Here is a 17,495-nt window from a genome sequence, read left to right as displayed (position 1 = left end):
GCGGAGCCCGACGATCGTCGCCCCCTCGCAGGGATCAGACGCCGGTCACTCCGCGGGCGGCTCGACGCACGTGATCGCCCCATCGGTGATCGACTGGTGATACTGCTCCGCGGTGAAGGGGAGCCCGAACTCCGGCGCGGTCTGTCCGGACGCCGCCTGCGCCTTCGAGGCGATGGCCGCGAGCTCCCACGAGAGCTGCTGCGCGAACTTCGACCCCGCCGTCGAGTCGTTCAGCACGACCGCGACCGTGAACCCGGTCGCCGGGTCCGAGTACGCCGAGGTGGCGTAGCCGGGGACCCAGCCGTGCTGACCGACCATCGAGCCGACGAGATACGCACCGCCGGTTGCCTGGTACCACGAAGGGCCCTTTTCGCTGACCGGCAGCGGTGACCCGAAGCGGTCCGGCTCCGGGTCGTCGCCTCGCAGTGCCTGGCGCGCCTCCGCCTGGATGTAGCGCCCGAGATCCTCGATGGTCGATACGGCGCCGGAATCGGTGAAGCCCGAGCTCGAGGAGAGGGTGGAGATGTCGGTGGGGGCCGCGCAGGTGAATCCGCCCTCGACCGCAGGGAGGACGTGCCCCTTCATCGGGTCGGCCCCCGGAGCGGCCGGAGCAGGGTCGGGGAGCGACGTGGCCGCGAGGTCGAGCGGGTCGGCCACGTACTCCGCGATGAGTTCGGACGCGGTCATCCCGGTGGCGCGCTCGAGGGCGAGGCCGAGCAGGAGGTACCCCGCATCCGAGTCGCGGAAGGCCGTGCCAGGGTCGACACGCGGGCGCGCCAGTCCGTACCCCGCGAGCTCCAGCGGCGCCCAGATGCGCTCGGGTGTATTGATCAGCGCGGTCTTCGTGGTCGACTTGGACGAGCCGGCGCCGCTGGTGCCGTTGCACAGATCGAGGAGCGTGACCCCCTGCTCCCGCATGTCCGCGACACCGGAGACGTAGTCCGCGACGTTCGCGTCGAGCTCGACCGTTCCCTCATCGGCGAGGGCGTAGAGCACGTCGCACGTCATCAGACGTGTCACATCGGCGATGCGGAAGGACATGTCGGTGGAGACCTTCCCTCCCCCGTCCCGGTCCTGCGTGCCCGCGGCGGTGACCCAGCTGCCGCTCCAGGGCACCCAGACGCCCACGATCGCTGCGGTGGCCCCGGACGCGAGGAGCGCGTTGTCGACAGCGGCCTGCATCGACGCGACCGTTTCATCGGGCAGGGCCCCGTCGACCTGAGCCGGCGGCGTGTAGCTGAAGGACTCCTCGGAGGAGCATCCGGTGAGGACGAGAGCGAGCGCGGCCGCACTGGCCGCAGCGGCACGCCAACGGCGCGACGAGAGAAGCTGCATGTAGGAACCCCCGAGGATGTATCCCCCGAGTCTAGAGCGACCTTCCTGAAAGACGGCATCGGGCCGGGCACCTTTCGGCGCGCGTAGGGTGAGAACCGTGCCCCATTACTTCGATGCCGACGTCGTCGCCGCCGTCCTGCGCCATATGAACGGCGACCACACCGACGACAACCTCTTGATCGCCCGCGCGTTCTCGGAGCGCTCCGACGAGATCACCGCCTCCGTGATGACCGGATTCGACGGCGATGGAGGCGTCTGGGAGATCACCATCGACGGCGAGCCCTCCGAACTGCGCGTCGCGTGGCCCGGCGGCTCCATCGCGGATCGCCCCGCGGTCCGTCGCGAGGTCGTCGCGCTCTACGACCAGGCCTGCGCGCGCCTCGGGGTCGAGCCCCGCCCGCACGCCTGATCCGGTCGCGACGACATCGCCCAGCTCGACCTCGCGCGGAGGGGGCTTCCTTCCGAGGTAAGGCAACCCTTACACTAGGCACATGCCCGAGATCCTCTCCTTCTCCGCCGCCCTGCGCGAGCGCTCGTCGGGATCGCACTCCCGCAGCGAGACCGCCGGCTTCATGTCCGATCTCCTGAAGGGCGAGGGCTCCCGCGAGGACTACATCTCGCTCGTCGCTCAGCACTACTTCATCTACGAAGCGCTCGAAGGTGCGGGCGAGCGCATGCGGCAGGATCCGGTGGCAGCGGTCTTCCTCAGCGACAAGCTCACGCGTCTGCCCGCCCTCGAGGCAGACCTGGAGTTCCTGCTCGGTGGCGACTGGCGCGAGCAGATCGTGCCGCTGCCGACCACCGTGCGCTACGTCGAGCGCATCCGCCAGGTCGGTGCCACGTGGGCGGGCGGCTTCATCGCCCACCACTACACCCGCTACCTCGGCGACCTCTCCGGGGGCATCTTCATCGGCCGGGTGATGGCGCGTCGTTTCGGCTTCGAGACGAACGGCATCGGGTTCTACCTGTTCGACGACATCGCCGACCCCGCCGCGTTCAAGGACGTCTACCGCGAGCAGCTCGACGCCGCCCCGTGGGACGACGCCGAACGGGAGCGGGTGATCGACGAGGTGCTCCTCGCCTACCGCTTCAACACCGAGCTCTTCGAGGATCTCGACCGGGCCCGCGCGGCCGCCTGACCGCGCCGGCGTCAGGTCTTCGGCAGCTCGGGCGTCGACGCCGCCAACCAGGCGTCACGCATGAACCGGCGCACGTCTTCATCCACCCGGATGTCTCGGGGACGCAGATCGCGCGACAGGTACAAGCCGTCCAGCGATGTCAGTCGACTCAGCGCCACGTAGGTCTGACCCGGTGCGAACGCCCCGGATCCGAGGTCGATGATCGCGCGCTCGTAGGTCTTGCCCTGCGACTTGTGGATCGTGACCGCCCAGGCGAGGCGCAGCGGGAACTGGGTGAATTCGGCGACCACGTCGCGGGTCAGCTTCTTCGTGTTCTGGTCGTACGCGTAGCGGAACCGTTCCCACACGGCGGGCTCGACGTCGACCTCCTCGCCGTCGATGTCGACCCGCACGGCGCTGCCGAGGATGCGCGTCACCGTGCCGATGGTGCCGTTCACCCACCGTGGCGGCTCACCCGACATGGCCGTGTCGTTGCGAAGGAACATCACCTGCGCGCCGACCTTCAGCTTCAGTTCGCTCTCGGCGGGGAGAGCGGCTTCACCGCGCCCGAAGTCGCCGCTCACCTCGGCCCGCGCGGTCTGCTCCTTGCCGGGCAGCGCGTTCAGGTGCTGGCTGTTGATCCTGTTCACGATGTCGTTGCGCGTCGCCAGGGTGATCATGGGCACCTCGCCCGGCTCCGGTTCGGGCGGCGTGCGCCGTCCCTGCGTGTTCAGCACTCCCGCGATCTCCGCCGTCACGCGGCCGTAGCGCACCGCGTTGAGCATCGACTTGAAGCCGTCGTCGGACTGCCGGTGGATCTGCACCAGCTCCCGCACGTGCAGTTCGGCACGGGTGTCGACCTCGAACAGCCCCTGCTGGTCCGAGATCCCCGATCCACCCGACCAGACCTTGGCATCGAAGAACCAGAACGAGCGGTAGTGGTCCTGGACGTAGCGCGCCTCGTCGCCGCGGGGTGGGACGGGGGCGAGCTGATAGGGGTCGCCGAACATGACGACCTGTACACCGCCGAAGGGCTCGCCCCGGCGCCCCCTGGCCTGACGCAACGAACGGTCGATTGCGTCCATCAGGTCGGCGTTGACCATCGAGATCTCGTCGATCACCAACGTCTCGATGGCGTTCAGGATGCGCCGGGTCGCGTCGTTCTGGTCGATGTCGGCGTCACCGATCAAACCGATCGGCAGACGGAAGAGCGAGTGGATGGTCTGACCCTCGACGTTGAGGGCCGCGACGCCCGTCGGGGCGCAGATGGCGATCTGCTTCTTCGTGTTCCAGGCGAAGTGCTGCAGCAACGTCGACTTGCCGGTGCCGGCGCGACCGGTGATGAAGACGTGCTCGCCCGTGTCCTCGATGAGCCGGAACAGCTCTTGCTGCTCCTCGGACAGGGCGGGAAGGGACACGGCACTCACAGGGGCAGCGGGCGGGAGACGGGCGCCCTCCATGCTACGTCCCGGCATCCGCGCCGGGCCGCCGACGCTCGGCGTCCCCCCAGGACGCACTCCTAGACTGGCGCCATGGAGCGGGCCAGGTCGAGCGCGCCCCGGCGGTCGCGCCTGGGCGTCGATCTTGCGATGCTCGCGGTGGTCGGGCTGATGCTCATCGCGGCGATCGGCGCCGGCGGCGCCACGCTGTACCAGCAGTTCTACGGCCCCTCCGCCTTCGTCACACGCTACCTCGACCTGCTCTCCTCCGGCCGCGCGGCGGATGCCCTCCGGGTGCCCGGCGTCGCGATCGACCGCGACATCCTCGAGCAGTCCGGCATCGATCCCGCGGCGTCCGAGGCCATGCTGCGTCACGCCGCGCTCGCGCCGCTGACCGAGGTGGAGGTGGACTCCGAGGAGCAGGTGAAAGGCGGCACCTCCGTCACCGTCAGCTACGAGGCGAGCGGTCACCCCGGCACCAGCACCTTCCTGGTCGAGCAGGACGGCTGGGCGGGGGTCACGCCGAACTGGCGCTTCGCGGAGAGCCCGCTGGCCGTCGTCGAGCTCACCGTCCGCGGCGTGGACCAGTTCGCCGTGAACGGCTTCGCGGTCGACCGACGGCAGGTCTCTGCCGCGGGTGCCGAGGCCGACACGCTCGAGCCACTGCCTTTGCTCGTGTTCACCCCGGGACTGTACGCCGTGACGGTGGACACCCCGATCGCGACGGCCTCCGGGCACGGCGTGCTCGCGGACACCCCGCTCGCCGTCACACCTCTCGACGTGCAGACGACACCGACCGACGAGTTCGTCGACGTCGTGCAGCAGCGGGTCGAGGAGTTCCTCACCGCGTGCACCACACAGGACGTGCTGCAGCCGACCGCCTGCCCGTTCGGCCTGCGGGTCACGAATCGCATCTCCTCGCCGCCGAAGTGGTCCATCGCGACACAGCCCGAGGTCTCGGTCACCCCCGACGGCGGACAGTGGCAGATTCCCACGACCGATGCCGTCGCGCACGTCGACGTCGAGATCCAGTCACTCTTCGACGGCTCGATCGACCCCGTCTCGGAAGACGTGCCGTTCCAGCTCAACGGCACCATCGCGATCCTGCCCGACGGTTCCGCGTCGATCAAGATCGGCTCCCCGGGCGAACCCCCCGTCGACTGACGGTGCCGTCCGCGGGCCTCAGCGCCTCTCGCGCTCCTCGCGCCGCTGGTCCTGGGCGGCGAGCTCGGCCAACCTGGCGTTGTACTCCTCGAGTTCCGCGTCTCCGGTGCGATCGGCATGGCGGTCGCGCCGGCGCTGCAGCTTCGTGTCGCTCCGGCTCCACTGGATCGCGACCGTGATGGCCAGGATCAGGGTCGGGATCTCGCCGATGGACCAGGCGATGCCGCCGCCGACGTACTGATCCTGCAACGGGCTGGCACCCCAGTCACGGCCCATCGACCCGAACCACTCCGCGACCATCAGCCCCTCCTGCATCATGATCGCGATGCCGAAGAAGGCATGCATCGCCATGACGGCGATCAGGGTGATCAGGCGTCCCGGGTAGGGAAGTCGGTACGGCACCGGATCGGCACCGATCAGGCTCATCACGAACAGGTAGCCCGAGATCAGGAAGTGGATGACCATCCACTCATGCCCGATGTGCTCGACCATCGCCCACCGCACGAGGTCGGTGAAGTAGAACGCCCACAGCGACAGGATGAAGACGGCCGCGGCGACGAACGGATGGGTGACGACTCGCGCGAAGGGCGAGTGCACAGCCCACATGATCCACTCACGGCCACCGCGCGTGCCGTCGTCGCGCTTGTGGATCGCACGCAGGGCGAGCGTGATCGGTGCGCCCGAGACCAGCAGAAGCGGGATGGCCATGGACAGCATCATGTGGCCCATCATGTGGATGCTGAACAGGTACTCCTGGTAGGCGTTGAGCGGGCCGGAGGTCACCCAGAAGAGCATGAGCAGACCGAGCACCCAGAACACCGTGCGGTGAATCGGCCAGCGGTCTCCGCGCAGACGCAGACGTCGCACGCCGGCGAGGTAGAAGAAGAGACCGAACGCCGCTGCGACGACCCACAGCACGTCGAAGTCCCACGCCGTGAACCAGCGTTCGAGCGTCAGTTCGGGGGGAAGCGTCGAGCCGGTGAGGATCTGGGCGGGCGTCTGCAGGAAGGCCGCGGTCTCCCCCGTCGGCGGGGGCGTGCGGGCGAGCGCTGCAGCGGCACCCGAGGCGAGCCCCATCAGCGCGACTTCGCACAGGACGAGAAGCCAGAACCACCCGGCTGCCCGCTGCCCGGTGAGCTTCGGGATGAGGCGAGCGCGGTACCAGGCGCCGAGCAGTCCCATGCCGCCCAACAGCGCGGCCTTCGCGAGCACGATCCAGCCGTACTGCGTCGCCCACAGCGCCTCCCAGCTCCCGACGGACACGATCGACCGGGTGAACCCGGAGAAGGCCACCACCACGAACGCCGCGATCGCGAGCGAGGAATAGCGTCCGACGAGTCGCGCCGTGTCGACGTCGCCGCGTCCGCGCAGCAGCACCAGCAGCAGGAGACCGCCGAGCCAGACCGCGGCGCCGACCGTGTGCAGCAGGATCGAGTTGACGGCCATGTTGTGGCCCGCGAGGTCGCCCGCGTGTCCCTGGGTCGCGAGCGGGATGAACGAGGCCGCAGCGAGGAGCGCCGTGATGAGCGTGGGCGTCCACGACCGCCAGGCGAAGGCGAGCACCGTGATGATCGCTCCGAAGATCGTCGTGATGAGCCAGGACTGGCCCAACGGCAGTTCCAAGAGGAAACGACCGAGCTGCGTGCCGAACTCCCGCTCGATGCTGAGCTTCGGGTTGAAGGCGGCCATGAACGCGAGGAATCCGGCGAGACCCGCGGAGACCGTGAACACCGCGGCGCCGACGGAGGCGATGTTGAGCGCCGCATCGAAGGAGCGCTCCCCGGCGCGCAGGCCGAACAGCGCGAGGACGAGAGAGCCGAGCATGACGGCACCCGACATGTTCATCACGAGCTTCGCGAGCGGAGTGCCCCAGAGGACGATCGGCCCCGGATCCTGCAGCAGCGGTGCATCGGCACCGCCGCCCACCAGGAGCGCCAGTACCAGGCCCACCAGCGCGGCGACGAGGAGGATGACCATCCCGGCGATGCGATACGCCGAAATCCGACTCGTCGACTCGCTGCGGGAACTCACCCCTCCAGCCTAGGCGCGCCGGGAGGGGCGAGAGCACGAAGGCCGCTCCCGTCGGAACGGGAGCGGCCTTCGAAGAGGTGCGGTCTGCTTACTTGACGGCAGCCTTGAGCTTGGAGCCAGCGGTGACCTTGACGCGCTTGCCGGCCGGGATCTTGATCTCGGCGCCGGTCTGCGGGTTGCGGCCCGTGCGAGCAGCGGTGTCGACCTGCTCGAAGGAGATCCAGCCCGGGATGGAGACCTTGCTGCCCTTGGCAACAGCGTCGGAGACCGTGGCGAACAGCGAGTCGAGGACACCGGAGACGGTGGCCTGGCTCTGGCCCGTGGCGCTAGCGATGCTCGCGACGAGCTCGGTCTTGGTGATGGACTTGTCAGCCATGTCATCCTCCAGCGACGAGATCCCGTCGCATCGTTGTGGGTATCGGGGCGGGTGCCCCTGGTCGAGTGACCGCCTCGAATGTATCAACGACCACCCACATATCCGCGTCATTTCGCGGGTTTTGGGCAATTACTTGGCGTGTCGCGTCACATTCGTCACTCCAGTCACACGTTTGGGGCTCGGGGGCGGCCCTACACGCGCATGCGGTGGGGGAGTTCTCGTGCCATGAAGGAGTTCTCGCACCATGAAGGAGTTGATGCGACATGCGCTCCTTCACTCCGTGAGATCTCCTTCGCAACGCGAGGAGTGCGATCAGGAGAGGTGGGCGCCCTGCGCCACAGCCTCCATGATCACGGACTGCACCTCGTGCCAACGGTGCATGACCTGTTCGTAGCTGAAGCGCAGCACGCGGTAACCACGGAGGGTCAACTGCGCGTCGTGCGCGATGTCTCTGTTCCGCTGCTCCCCGGTGTGCGTCGCACCATCGATCTGGAGCACCAGCCGGTCGCCGATGAGCAGATCCACGCGCCGATCGAGGCACCAGGCTTGCGGCAGCATGCGGAGTCCCAGCCAGCGGAGCCGGTGGATGACGATGGTCTCCAGCCCCGAGTCCGCAAAGGGCCGCGCCCGCTCGAGGAGCGCTCGCGCCGGCGCCGGAAGATCGAGGCCACGGAGGCGCGCGCCGTCGACGAGCCCCTTGTTCATGGCCGACTCCCAGATGACCAGCGCGGTCTCGAACGGCTGGCACTGCGCGATCACGGCCAGCACATTCAGCAGGTCATCCACGACCGTGTCTGGCGGCCGAGGGACCACCGGCTTCGACCAGTGCACGACGACCTGAGTCGGCACGCGGATCCGCGCCGCGTTCGGGCGTGCGGCGACATGGAGTGGCGTCTTCTCAGGAATCCAGAGTCCCTGTCTCTCCGCCGCGGTGACGCAGCTGAGCACGACACCGCGAGCGACGGCTCCGACGAGCTGGGGGTCGGCGTCCGGCAAGGCCACCCAGCCCTGCCGCACGGTGACGATCTCGCGCCGCTCCTTCGACCGTCGGAGCGAGTGCGCGCTCACTCCAGCCGCGCGCAGAGTGCGTACCCGCGCGACCCCGCCGCGACGCGACAGCTCATCCACCGGATCCATCGGACGATCCTGCCTCCGGAGGACCATGGGCCATCACCGGATCACCAGCAGGAGCGCAGACCTCTTCGCTCAGGTGCCCCGGTGCAGGAACAGACCCGCCGGAGGGGACCTCGCGGAATGAAGGAGACCTCGCCGAATGAAGGAGACCTCGCCGAATGAAGGAGACCTCGCGGAATGAAGGAGAGAATCTAGGATCCACTCCTTCGATTCGCGAGAAGTCCTTCAGAACGCGAGTGGGAGGGCAGGGTCGAACGCGTGGGAGGGAGACGACGCGCGAGGGGGATGCGAAAGGGGCGGGGATCCGAAGATCCCCGCCCCTTTCGACGGTGTGCTGAGACTTACCAGCTCGACTTGGTCACGCCGGGCAGCTCGCCGCGGTGTGCCATGTCACGGAAGCGGACACGCGAGATGCCGAACTTCGTGAGGACACCGCGGGGGCGGCCGTCGATGACGTCGCGCGAACGCACGCGAGCCGGCGATGCGTTGCGCGGCAGCTTCTGCAGGCCGACGCGTGCGGCCTCGCGGGCCTCGTCGGTGGCGTTCGGGTCGACCAGGGTCTTCTTCAGCTCGGCGCGACGCTCGGCGTAACGCTCGACGATGACCTTGCGCTGCTCGTTGCGAGCGATCTTGCTCTTCTTAGCCATTGATCAACGCTCCTCTCGGAATTCGACGTGCTGACGGATGACCGGGTCGTACTTCTTGAGCACGAGGCGGTCGGGGGTGTTGCGGCGGTTCTTCTTCGTCACGTAGGTGTAACCCGTACCTGCCGTCGAACGCAGCTTGATGATCGGACGGACGTCCTGAGCCTTCTTGGCCATTAGAGCTTCACACCCTTCGCCTGGAGGTCCTTGACCACGTTCTCGATGCCGCGGGCGTCGATCACCTTGATGCCCTTGGCGGACACGTTGAGGGTGATCTTACGACCGAGCGACGGAACGAAATAGGTCTTCTTCTGCACGTTCGGGTCGAAGCGGCGCTTCGTCCGGCGGTGCGAGTGCGAGACGTTGTGACCGAAGCCGGGAACTGCTCCGGTCACCTGGCACACTGCTGCCATGATGGTGACTCCTTCTATACCGTGAGGCCGGACGGCCCCACCCAAGATCCCTTGTCTGCACGCCATCCGACCCGCCGATCTCTCGGCCACGGAAGGGGAAGCATGCGAACTGCGCACAGGAGTGTGCGCAGACAAAGAGTCAGTCTAGCACGGAGTCGACTCACATAGCCCCGACGTTCGAATCGCTCAAGTGGTCGCATCCGGGAGTGATTTCGAACCATTCACGCGATTCGAAAGCTCGGCGGCTCCTCTCCCCCACCGGAACGGAGACACGGTCGGATCCGCGTCGATCCAGAAGCGCCAGGGGAAGGCGTCGGTCCCGGCGACGCCCGCGACACCGACCCTGGGGCCGCGCACCACGTCGTCGCGAGGCCCGCCGAGCCACAGCTCAGCCCTGGCCCCGTGCCGTTCCTCGCCGGTGACCGCGTCGATGCCGTCATGCAGCGGGTGTCGCAGCCCCACGGCCTGTCCGAGACGACCGGGGCCGCGCGCGAGGTCCCGTCGCGCGATGCGGCTGAGCGGCAGCGTCGCGCCACGGCGCTGTGCCGCGGCGTCAGCTCCGGCCACGATCTCTCCCGCGCGCAGCAGCACGCCGTCGCCCTGCCCCGCGGGTCCGCACACCACATTGACGCAGGAGTGGATGCCATGGCTCAGGTAGACGTAGAGGTGCCCTGGCTCGCCCCACATCGTCGCGTTGCGAGGCGTGCGCCCCATCCGTGCGTGGGATCCGGGGTCCGCGGTCTCGCCGGTCCCCTGCCCGTGGTACGCCTCGACCTCGGTGATGCGCAGCCGCACCTCGAAGGGATCCGCGCCGTCAGGGCCCACGGCGAGCGTCCGGAGCTCGCCTCCGAGCAGCAGCGGCGCGACCTCGACCGCCGAACCGCTCAGGTCCGCGCGGGCTGCTCGCCGCAGGCCACCGTGCTGCGGCATCTCAGAACCGCGGAGCCGTCTGGCACCAGGACGCGTCGAACCCGGTGAGGGCGACCATCTCCTTGCCGCTCTCCATGTCGATGAGGTGCGTCTCGACCTTCTCGGGCAGGGGCAGCAGCATCCCGTCGTAGGGGTTGTTCGCCAAGTCGGGTGCGATCGCCACGGCCGCGTACTGACCGCTCGGGGAGGCGCACGCCTGCAGGATCGAATCGGTCGCCCCGATCTCGACCAACGGCGTGGCCTGGCCGTCGTCGTCCACGCGGACGACGGCCTGCCCGATCGGCAGCCCCGCCTCGTCACGCGCGACGACATGCCGGAGCGTGCCTCCGGGGAACGGGGTGATCGAGGTCGCCGTGCCGTAGTCGGGGTCGGATGCCGCGAGCGGCTGCTCCGATCCGTCCGCGAGGTTGAGCTCGACCACGGCCCCGTCGAGGCGCTCCACTATGGCGGTGTAGGTGCCGCGGGAGATGCCCTGGATCATGGCGGCGAGACCGAGGGACTGCACGCCCGCGTCGCTCGAGCGGTCCACGAGCGACAGCGCACCGTCGAAGTCGATGAACAGCACGGCCGCGCTGTCGGGGACGAACTGCCACACGAAGACGCTCGCCTCCGCACCGGCGACCTCGATCACCTGCGGCTCGTCCTTGCCGCTCAGCGACTGGGTGACGAGCACGCTCGCGCGCCCTTCGTCATCGCTGAGCTCGCGGTCCGAGTAGCTGTACCCGACCAGACCGCCGCGGTCGGAGACCTGGACCGCGCCCACGTAGCCGTCGCCTGGCAGGTCGAGTTCGCGCTGGTTCTTCCCGTCGCGGTCCATCACGAGGAGGTGGGAGCCGTCTTCCTCCTCGACCGCGACCACGAGCTCCGTCGAGGTGGCTCGGAAGTCGTTGATCTTCTCGTGCTCGTACACCGCCACCCCGTCGCCCTTGAGGTCGGTGAGGAAGATCTTGTCCTTGCCGTCGACGTCACGGTGGAGCAGGAAGATCGTGGACGCCGGCGTCGTGAACGACGTGGTCAAGGTGCTGGTCGGACCGCCCCCCGCACCGGCGACGTCGGCGACGCGGATCGTGTATTCCGTCGAGTCGTCGAGCGGCACCGTGAAGCGGACGCCGACGCCACGGCCCGCGGCATCGACCGTGAACGGCGTGGCCGGCTCGACCGTGACCTGCTCGGGGTCGATGTCGGCCAGGGCTTGGTTCGCGGTGAGGATGACCCTGCTCCCGGAGGACTCGATCGCATGTTCCGCGTCCACCTGCACATCGCTGATCCGCGGCCCCTGCAGGAGACTGACGATACCGAGACCGGTGCCGGCGAGCACGAGGACGCCGAGCACTGCGCCGAGAGTGAGGAGGAACCTCCGCGGGTTCCGTGGCGGGCTCGGGGCCGCTGCCTCGGACGCAACCGTCACCGAGGGCTCAGCGGGATCCGATGTCGCCGCCGCCTCATCGATCTGCGGGGCGGCCCCGACGAACACAGGCTCGGGCGCCACAGGAACGGCAGGCAGCGCTGTGGCCTCGGCGTCCTCCCGCGCGGCGGCCTCGAACGCGGCCATCTTCCGTGCGGCGGCCTCCTGTTCCGCGACCTCCCTTTCACCGGCCCAGCGCACCGCCGCCTCACGAAGGGCGGCTTCACGAAGATCGGCGCCGTCCTCGTCGGCATCGGGCTCGTCGGCGGGCTGTGCAGCGTGATCCGGCGGGGTGACCGCGCGTTCGATCCGCTCGGCCTCCGCCGCCTCTGCGGCTTCGCGGGCCGCGCGCAGTTCGGCACGGGTGCGCGGGACGGCGGGCGTCTCCGGGCGCTCGTCGTCAGTACTCATACGGGTCCCCCGGCTCGTCGATCGCGACGACGTCGGTCGGTTCGATGTGGAGCTTCCCTTCACCGTCCGCGCGCACGGTTCCGGTGACCTCGACCCACTGCCCGGTCGGATAGTCGTCCGGGTCGACCGTCACCGGCAGTGCGGCGGTCTGCGCATCGATCACGCAGTGCGTGATCACCAGGCGGGTCAGGTTCACGCCGTCGCCCGATCCCGGGGTCACGAAGCCGATGAGCGTCACGGGCGCACCGTCGTAGGCCGAGGTGTTCGTCGAGGCCGCGAACACGCTCGCCCAGTCGCCGACGCCGAAGGTCGAGGTGTCGGCGACGCCGAGTGCGACGGTGTCGGAGCCGGCGAACAGCGCGCTCTGCTCCCCCGCACGCGACATCGCCAGCTCGACCGAGAGCGACGCCGGCGGCAGCACCAGGGCCGCGATGACGACGCCTGAGGCGATCACACCCCCCGTCACCGCGCCGACGCCCGCGAGGGAACGACGGTGCGGCGTCGCGGACGGCCCGGATTCCGTTTCGACGGCCACCTCCGTACCGTGCCCGTGGTCATGTCCGTGATCGCCCTCCTCGCCGAGGGGCAAGGTGCACGACCAGACCGCGCCGGCCAGCGTGACGACCGCGGCCGCGCACGCGAACCATACGGTTTCGGGGCTGATGTAGAGCGTGAGGCGCCCGGTGATACCGAGGCCGAGGGTGACGACCGCGATCACCGCGGCGAGGCCCACCCCGAGCCAGCGGGTGCCGAGGGCACGCGCACGTGTGGCGGTCTGCTCAGACAAGGACGTTCACCCCGATCCCGATCGCGAATGCCGATGCCAGGACGATCCCGACGATCCCGACCAGCGTGCGGCCGGTGAAGGTGGTGCGCATGAGCGCGAGCATCTTGATGTCGACGAGGGGTCCGACCAGCAGGAACGCGACGATCGCACCGGACGAGAACGTCGAGGCGAACGACAGTGCGAAGAACGCGTCGACGTTCGAGCAGATGGCGACCGTCATCGCGAGCGCCATCATGGCCACGATCGACAGCACCGGGTTGGAGCCGATCGCGAGCAGCCACTCCCGGGGGATCAGCACCTGCACGGCACCGGCGAGCGCGGAACCGATGACCAGCGCGGGCATGACAGCACGCAACTCGATGAGGAACTGGGTCAGGCTCCGGCGCACCGGCGTGCCGGGTTCGTGTGTGACCCGGTCGCAGGTGTCGACGAAGCGCTGCGTGAGCATGCCGTCGGGGTCGGGGTGACGACTGTAGATCCAGCCGATCAGGTTCGCGATCAGGTACCCGCCGACGAGGCGCGCCACGAGGATCCCGCCGTCCCAGCCGAACGCGGCGTGCGTGGTGAGGATCACGATCGGGTTCACGATCGGCGCTGCGATCAGGAAGGTCATCGCCTCAGCCGGGGCGAGACCGCGCATCATGAGCCCCCGGGCGAAGGGCACGTTGCCGCACTCGCACACGGGGATGAGCATCCCCAGCAGCGACAGCACGGCACGCCGAGCCCACGCGCGCTTCGGCAGCCAGCGGTGGATGACATCGGCGGGCAACCAGACCTGCACCACGATCGACAGCAGCACGCCGAGGATCACGAACGGGAGCGCCTCGATCAACACGCTCAGGGCGAGGGTGAGGCCGTCCTGCGCGCGGGTGGGCAGTGACGCCGGGAACAGGGTCGGCAGGAAGGCGTCGACCAGGAAGAGCGCCGCGACGATGACGGCACCGAGGCCGACGCCGATCCACGCCGAGCGCGCGGTGGGCGCCGGGCGGTGGGAGTGACCGTGACGGGTCGCCGTCGCTGCCGAGGGGCTCACGCGTTCGCAGCCCGTTCGGCGTCACGCTTGTTCGCGCACGGGGTGCACAACCCGAAGATGTCCACCACGTGGGCGGCATCGGTAAAGCCGTGCAGCGCTGCGGTGCGATGCGCCCACTGCTCGACGTCCTTGGCCTCGATCTCGACCGTCAGTCCGCACGATCGGCAGATGAGGTGGTGGTGGTGGCCCTGGGTCGTGCAGGCGCGATACAGCGCCTCGCCCTCGGGGCTCTGCAGCGAGTCGGCGTCACCGGAGGCGGCGAGTCCCGCGAGAGCGCGGTACACGGTCGCCAAGCCGATGCCGGTGTTGTCGTCGCGCAGGGAGGCGTGCAGGCTCTGCGCACTCACGAATCCGCGAGCGTCGGCGAGTGCTTCGCGCACGCGTTCGCGCTGCCAGGTGTTCCGCTGAGCCATACGTCGAGTCTAGGCCGCCGGGGTTGGCGAGGGCTGGGAGCGGCCGCGCCCCGTTCGAATCGCGTGAATGGTCGCACTTCGGACGGAAAAGCGACCATTCACGCGATTCGAAAGCGCCGGGGGTGGTGGCACTCAGACCCGCACGCGACGGACCCGGGACCGCGCCCGCTGCACGATCCAGCACACGACGTAGATCGTGAACGAGAGCGTCGTGATGTAGGGGCTCACGGGCAGCGTCCCGGCGAGGGCCAGCAGGATGCCGCCGACCGCCGAGACGAACCCGAACAGCGCAGCGAGCAACGGCACGGCGATCGGACCGGCCGTCACACGCATGGCCGCCGCCGCCGGGGTCACCAGCAGGGCCATCACGAGCAGCGCCCCGATGATGTGCACGCTTACCGCGACTATCAGCCCGAGCAGCACCATGAACAACAAACTCACCACGCGGGTCGGCACGCCACGGGCGGCGGCGGACTCCGGGTCGAGCGAGTCGAAGCGGAGGGGGTTCCACATCACCAGGAGTCCGAGCAGCACGACCAGGCTGATCCCGATGAGCCATCCGAGGTCGGGCGTGGACACCGACACGATCTGCCCCGTGAGCAAGCTGAAACGGTTGGCGCTGCGACCGTCGTAGAGCGAGAGGAAGAGGATGCCGAGACCCAGGCCGAACGGCATCAGCACACCCACGATCGAGTTGCGGTCCCTGGCCTTGGCGCCGAGGATGCCGATGAGGATCGCGGCGGCGAGCGCGCCCGCGAGGGATCCGGCCACGACGCTGCCGCCGAACAGCAGGGCCGCCGCGGCACCCGCGAACGACAGTTCACTGACCCCGTGCACCGCGAAGGCCAGGTCGCGCTGCATCACGAACACGCCGATCAGACCGCCGACGACGCCGAGGACGGCGCCCGCGATGATCGAGTTCGCGAGCAGGGCCACCAGCTCGCCGTAGTCCTGGAAGGAGAAGACGTCGCTCCAGTCGACCAGCGGCACCAAGGCCGATGCGACGTTCATGCGGCTCCTCCGTGCTCGTGATCGCCGTGGTCGTGGTGCGGTTCGGCATCGGGAACTCCGACGACGACCAACCGGTCGCCCGCACGGAGCACGAACACCGGGGTGCCGTAGAGGTCGGTGAGCACGCGGGTCTGCAGCACTTCATCCGGTGTCCCGAGCAGGAATCGGCCCCCGGCGATGTACAGGATCCGGTCGACACGGCCGAGGATCGGATTGATGTCGTGCGTGACGAACAGTACCGCCGCCTCGCGCTCGCGGCGCTGACGGTCGATGATGTCGGTCACCGCGACCTGGTTGGCGAGGTCGAGGTTCGACAGCGGTTCATCGCACAGCAGCAGGGCGGGCTCGTCGGCGAGAGCCTGTCCGACCCGGAGTCGCTGCTGCTCTCCGCCCGAGAGCAGACCCACCCGTCGTTCGGCGAACTCCGACGCCCCGACCGCCTCGAGCAGACGGTCGACCTTCGCGCGGTCGCCGCTGTGCGGGATCGGGAAGCCGAAGCGGCTGCCCTGCACTCCGAGGGCGACGAGATCGCGAGCCCGCATGCTGGTGTCGGGCGCCAGCGAGCGCTGCTGCGGGATGTAACCGATGCGGGGGTTGCCGCGGTGCACGGGCTCGCCGCCCACCTCGATCACCCCGGACGACAGCGGCTGAAGTCCCAGGATGCTGCGCAGAAGAGTGGTCTTGCCCGACCCGGAGGGTCCGAGCACGGCGATGAACTCTCCCGGGGTCACGGTCAGGTCGAGTCCCGACCAGAGCTCTCGATCGCCGCGATGCAGGGACGCACCCGAGATCTCGAGGACCGGATTCTCGCGCGGTACCGCGCCGCTCACGACTGGACGGCGGCGGCGAGGCTCTGGATCGCGTCACTCATCCACTCAGAGTACGACGATCCGTCCTCGAGCAGCTCGGTGAAGGCGACGACGGGGATCCCGGCCTCCTCGGCCGCGGCCTCGACGCGCTCCGTCTCCGCACCGCCGGTCTGGGCGTTGGTGAGCAGCGCGCCCACCTGACCGCCGCCGATCACGTCCAGCGCTTCGAGCAGCACGGCGGGCGCGACATCGGTGCCCTCCTCCACGGACTCCGCGAATCCTTCCGGGGTGACGTCGGTCAGGCCGGCAGCGGCGGCGAGATATCCGGGCAGCGGCTCGGTGATGAAGACCTCGACGCCGGCGGCATCCGCCTTGATCCCCTCGAGGTCGGCCTCGAAGCCCTCCAGGTCGGCGATGAGGTCGTCGGCGTTGGCCGCGAAGTCCTCCGCGCCCTCCGGGTCGAGCTCGGTCAGCTCGTCGCTGATCGCCTCGACCACGTGGATCATCGTGTGCGGATCGAACCAGACGTGCTCGTTGAAGCCCTCGATGTGGTCATGCCCCTCGTGGCCTTCTTCGCCCTCGGCGTGATCGTGGTCAGCGTCGTCGTGGTCAGCGTCGTCGTCGTGGCCCTCATTGCCGGGGAAGTCGTGCGAGAACTCGACCGCCGTGATGACGTGCGGGTCCTGCGCATCCTGCAGCAGCGTGTCGATGAAGGCGTCGTACCCACCGCCGTTCTCGATCACGAGGTCGGCCTTCTGCACGGTGAGCCGGTCGCGTGCACTCGCCTCGTAGGAGTGCGGGTCCTGCGAGGCGGACGTGATGATCGACTGCACGTCGACGCGGTCACCGCCGATCTGCGAGGCGATGTCGCCGTAGACGTTGGTGCTCGCGACGACCGTGATGGCGCCGTCATCGCCCTCCCCCGCGGCGGGGGTGGAGCATCCGGCCAGCGTGAGTGCGGCGACGGATGCGAGGGCGAGGGCGACGACGGGCTTCTTCATGCCCCCACTCTAAACGCTAATGAGAACCATTATCAAACTGA

General features: G+C 68.9%; 19 protein-coding genes. 3 read left to right on the top strand and 16 right to left on the bottom strand.

Annotated elements, in window-relative coordinates; translation table 11 throughout:
* Positions 1 to 45: 45 nt before the first annotated feature.
* On the bottom strand, positions 46 to 1,335 hold the full coding sequence (locus tag LC041_RS15905) for a serine hydrolase domain-containing protein (RefSeq protein WP_226534066.1): 1,290 nt from the start codon (positions 1,333 to 1,335) through the stop codon (positions 46 to 48).
* A gap of 97 nt (positions 1,336 to 1,432) precedes the next feature.
* Between LC041_RS15905 and LC041_RS15900 the strand changes: the two genes are divergently transcribed.
* Both LC041_RS15900 and LC041_RS15895 read left to right on the top strand, forming a co-directional pair.
* A complete protein-coding gene (locus tag LC041_RS15900; protein ID WP_226534065.1) occupies positions 1,433 to 1,744 on the top strand; it encodes a DUF2470 domain-containing protein in 312 nt (103 codons plus the stop codon).
* 82 nt (positions 1,745 to 1,826) lie between these two features.
* Positions 1,827 to 2,474 (top strand): biliverdin-producing heme oxygenase, encoded by a 648-nt coding sequence (locus LC041_RS15895; protein WP_226534064.1) that lies wholly within the window; start codon positions 1,827 to 1,829, stop codon positions 2,472 to 2,474.
* Between the two features lie 11 nt (positions 2,475 to 2,485).
* Here LC041_RS15895 and LC041_RS15890 read toward each other — a convergent pair whose 3' ends face one another.
* Complete coding sequence (locus LC041_RS15890; RefSeq protein WP_226534146.1) at positions 2,486 to 3,871, bottom strand: ATP-dependent DNA helicase; 1,386 nt, start codon at positions 3,869 to 3,871, stop codon at positions 2,486 to 2,488.
* A gap of 114 nt (positions 3,872 to 3,985) precedes the next feature.
* Here LC041_RS15890 and LC041_RS15885 point away from each other — a divergent pair, with 114 nt between their 5' ends.
* Positions 3,986 to 5,056, top strand: a complete 1,071-nt coding sequence (locus LC041_RS15885) for a hypothetical protein (protein ID WP_226534063.1) — start codon at positions 3,986 to 3,988, stop codon at positions 5,054 to 5,056.
* An 18-nt stretch (positions 5,057 to 5,074) separates the two neighbouring features.
* Here LC041_RS15885 and LC041_RS15880 read toward each other — a convergent pair whose 3' ends face one another.
* From LC041_RS15880 to LC041_RS15815, 14 genes are all read right to left on the bottom strand, one after another.
* Positions 5,075 to 7,033, bottom strand: a complete 1,959-nt coding sequence (locus LC041_RS15880) for a cytochrome c oxidase assembly protein (protein ID WP_226534145.1) — start codon at positions 7,031 to 7,033, stop codon at positions 5,075 to 5,077.
* 142 nt (positions 7,034 to 7,175) lie between these two features.
* On the bottom strand, positions 7,176 to 7,463 hold the full coding sequence (locus tag LC041_RS15875; RefSeq protein ID WP_017203554.1) for an HU family DNA-binding protein: 288 nt from the start codon (positions 7,461 to 7,463) through the stop codon (positions 7,176 to 7,178).
* A gap of 312 nt (positions 7,464 to 7,775) precedes the next feature.
* Complete coding sequence (locus LC041_RS15870; protein WP_226534062.1) at positions 7,776 to 8,600, bottom strand: endonuclease domain-containing protein; 825 nt, start codon at positions 8,598 to 8,600, stop codon at positions 7,776 to 7,778.
* Between the two features lie 338 nt (positions 8,601 to 8,938).
* Entirely contained in the window at positions 8,939 to 9,244 is a 306-nt protein-coding gene (rpsN, locus tag LC041_RS15865) for a 30S ribosomal protein S14 (protein WP_017829734.1), read from the bottom strand.
* Between the two features lie 3 nt (positions 9,245 to 9,247).
* Positions 9,248 to 9,418 carry a 50S ribosomal protein L33 gene (rpmG, locus tag LC041_RS15860; RefSeq protein ID WP_017203558.1) on the bottom strand — a complete coding sequence of 57 codons (171 nt, stop codon included), beginning with the start codon at positions 9,416 to 9,418 and terminating at the stop codon, positions 9,248 to 9,250.
* The gene (rpmB, locus tag LC041_RS15855; protein ID WP_025102729.1) at positions 9,418 to 9,654 is read right to left on the bottom strand and encodes a 50S ribosomal protein L28; all 237 of its coding nucleotides are present in this window, start codon (positions 9,652 to 9,654) and stop codon (positions 9,418 to 9,420) included. Before rpmB ends, rpmG begins: the two co-directional genes overlap by 1 nt.
* A 186-nt stretch (positions 9,655 to 9,840) precedes the next feature.
* Positions 9,841 to 10,584 (bottom strand): DNA-3-methyladenine glycosylase, encoded by a 744-nt coding sequence (locus tag LC041_RS15850; RefSeq protein ID WP_226534061.1) that lies wholly within the window; start codon positions 10,582 to 10,584, stop codon positions 9,841 to 9,843.
* 1 nt (position 10,585) lies between these two features.
* Positions 10,586 to 12,400 carry a DUF3999 domain-containing protein gene (locus LC041_RS15845; protein ID WP_226534060.1) on the bottom strand — a complete coding sequence of 605 codons (1,815 nt, stop codon included), beginning with the start codon at positions 12,398 to 12,400 and terminating at the stop codon, positions 10,586 to 10,588.
* On the bottom strand, positions 12,390 to 13,187 hold the full coding sequence (locus LC041_RS15840) for a TIGR03943 family putative permease subunit (RefSeq protein ID WP_226534059.1): 798 nt from the start codon (positions 13,185 to 13,187) through the stop codon (positions 12,390 to 12,392). The genes LC041_RS15845 and LC041_RS15840 overlap by 11 nt, the downstream gene beginning before the upstream one ends.
* On the bottom strand, positions 13,180 to 14,220 hold the full coding sequence (locus LC041_RS15835; protein ID WP_226534058.1) for a permease: 1,041 nt from the start codon (positions 14,218 to 14,220) through the stop codon (positions 13,180 to 13,182). The genes LC041_RS15840 and LC041_RS15835 overlap by 8 nt, the downstream gene beginning before the upstream one ends.
* Entirely contained in the window at positions 14,217 to 14,633 is a 417-nt protein-coding gene (locus tag LC041_RS15830) for a Fur family transcriptional regulator (RefSeq protein ID WP_226534057.1), read from the bottom strand. The genes LC041_RS15835 and LC041_RS15830 overlap by 4 nt, the downstream gene beginning before the upstream one ends.
* Before the next feature lie 132 nt (positions 14,634 to 14,765).
* Positions 14,766 to 15,644: a metal ABC transporter permease gene (locus tag LC041_RS15825; protein ID WP_226534056.1), complete on the bottom strand. Its 879-nt coding sequence runs from the start codon at positions 15,642 to 15,644 to the stop codon at positions 14,766 to 14,768.
* Positions 15,641 to 16,474 carry a metal ABC transporter ATP-binding protein gene (locus tag LC041_RS15820; RefSeq protein ID WP_226534055.1) on the bottom strand — a complete coding sequence of 278 codons (834 nt, stop codon included), beginning with the start codon at positions 16,472 to 16,474 and terminating at the stop codon, positions 15,641 to 15,643. Before LC041_RS15820 ends, LC041_RS15825 begins: the two co-directional genes overlap by 4 nt.
* Positions 16,471 to 17,454, bottom strand: a complete 984-nt coding sequence (locus LC041_RS15815) for a metal ABC transporter solute-binding protein, Zn/Mn family (protein ID WP_226534054.1) — start codon at positions 17,452 to 17,454, stop codon at positions 16,471 to 16,473. The genes LC041_RS15820 and LC041_RS15815 overlap by 4 nt, the downstream gene beginning before the upstream one ends.
* Positions 17,455 to 17,495: the final 41 nt, after the last annotated feature.

The sequence above is a fragment of the Microbacterium paraoxydans genome, from assembly GCF_020524545.1.
GTDB lineage: Bacteria > Actinomycetota > Actinomycetes > Actinomycetales > Microbacteriaceae > Microbacterium > Microbacterium paraoxydans_C.
The sequence above is the reverse complement of the archived record's forward strand: the minus strand, read 5'-3'. Positions and strand labels throughout refer to the sequence as shown.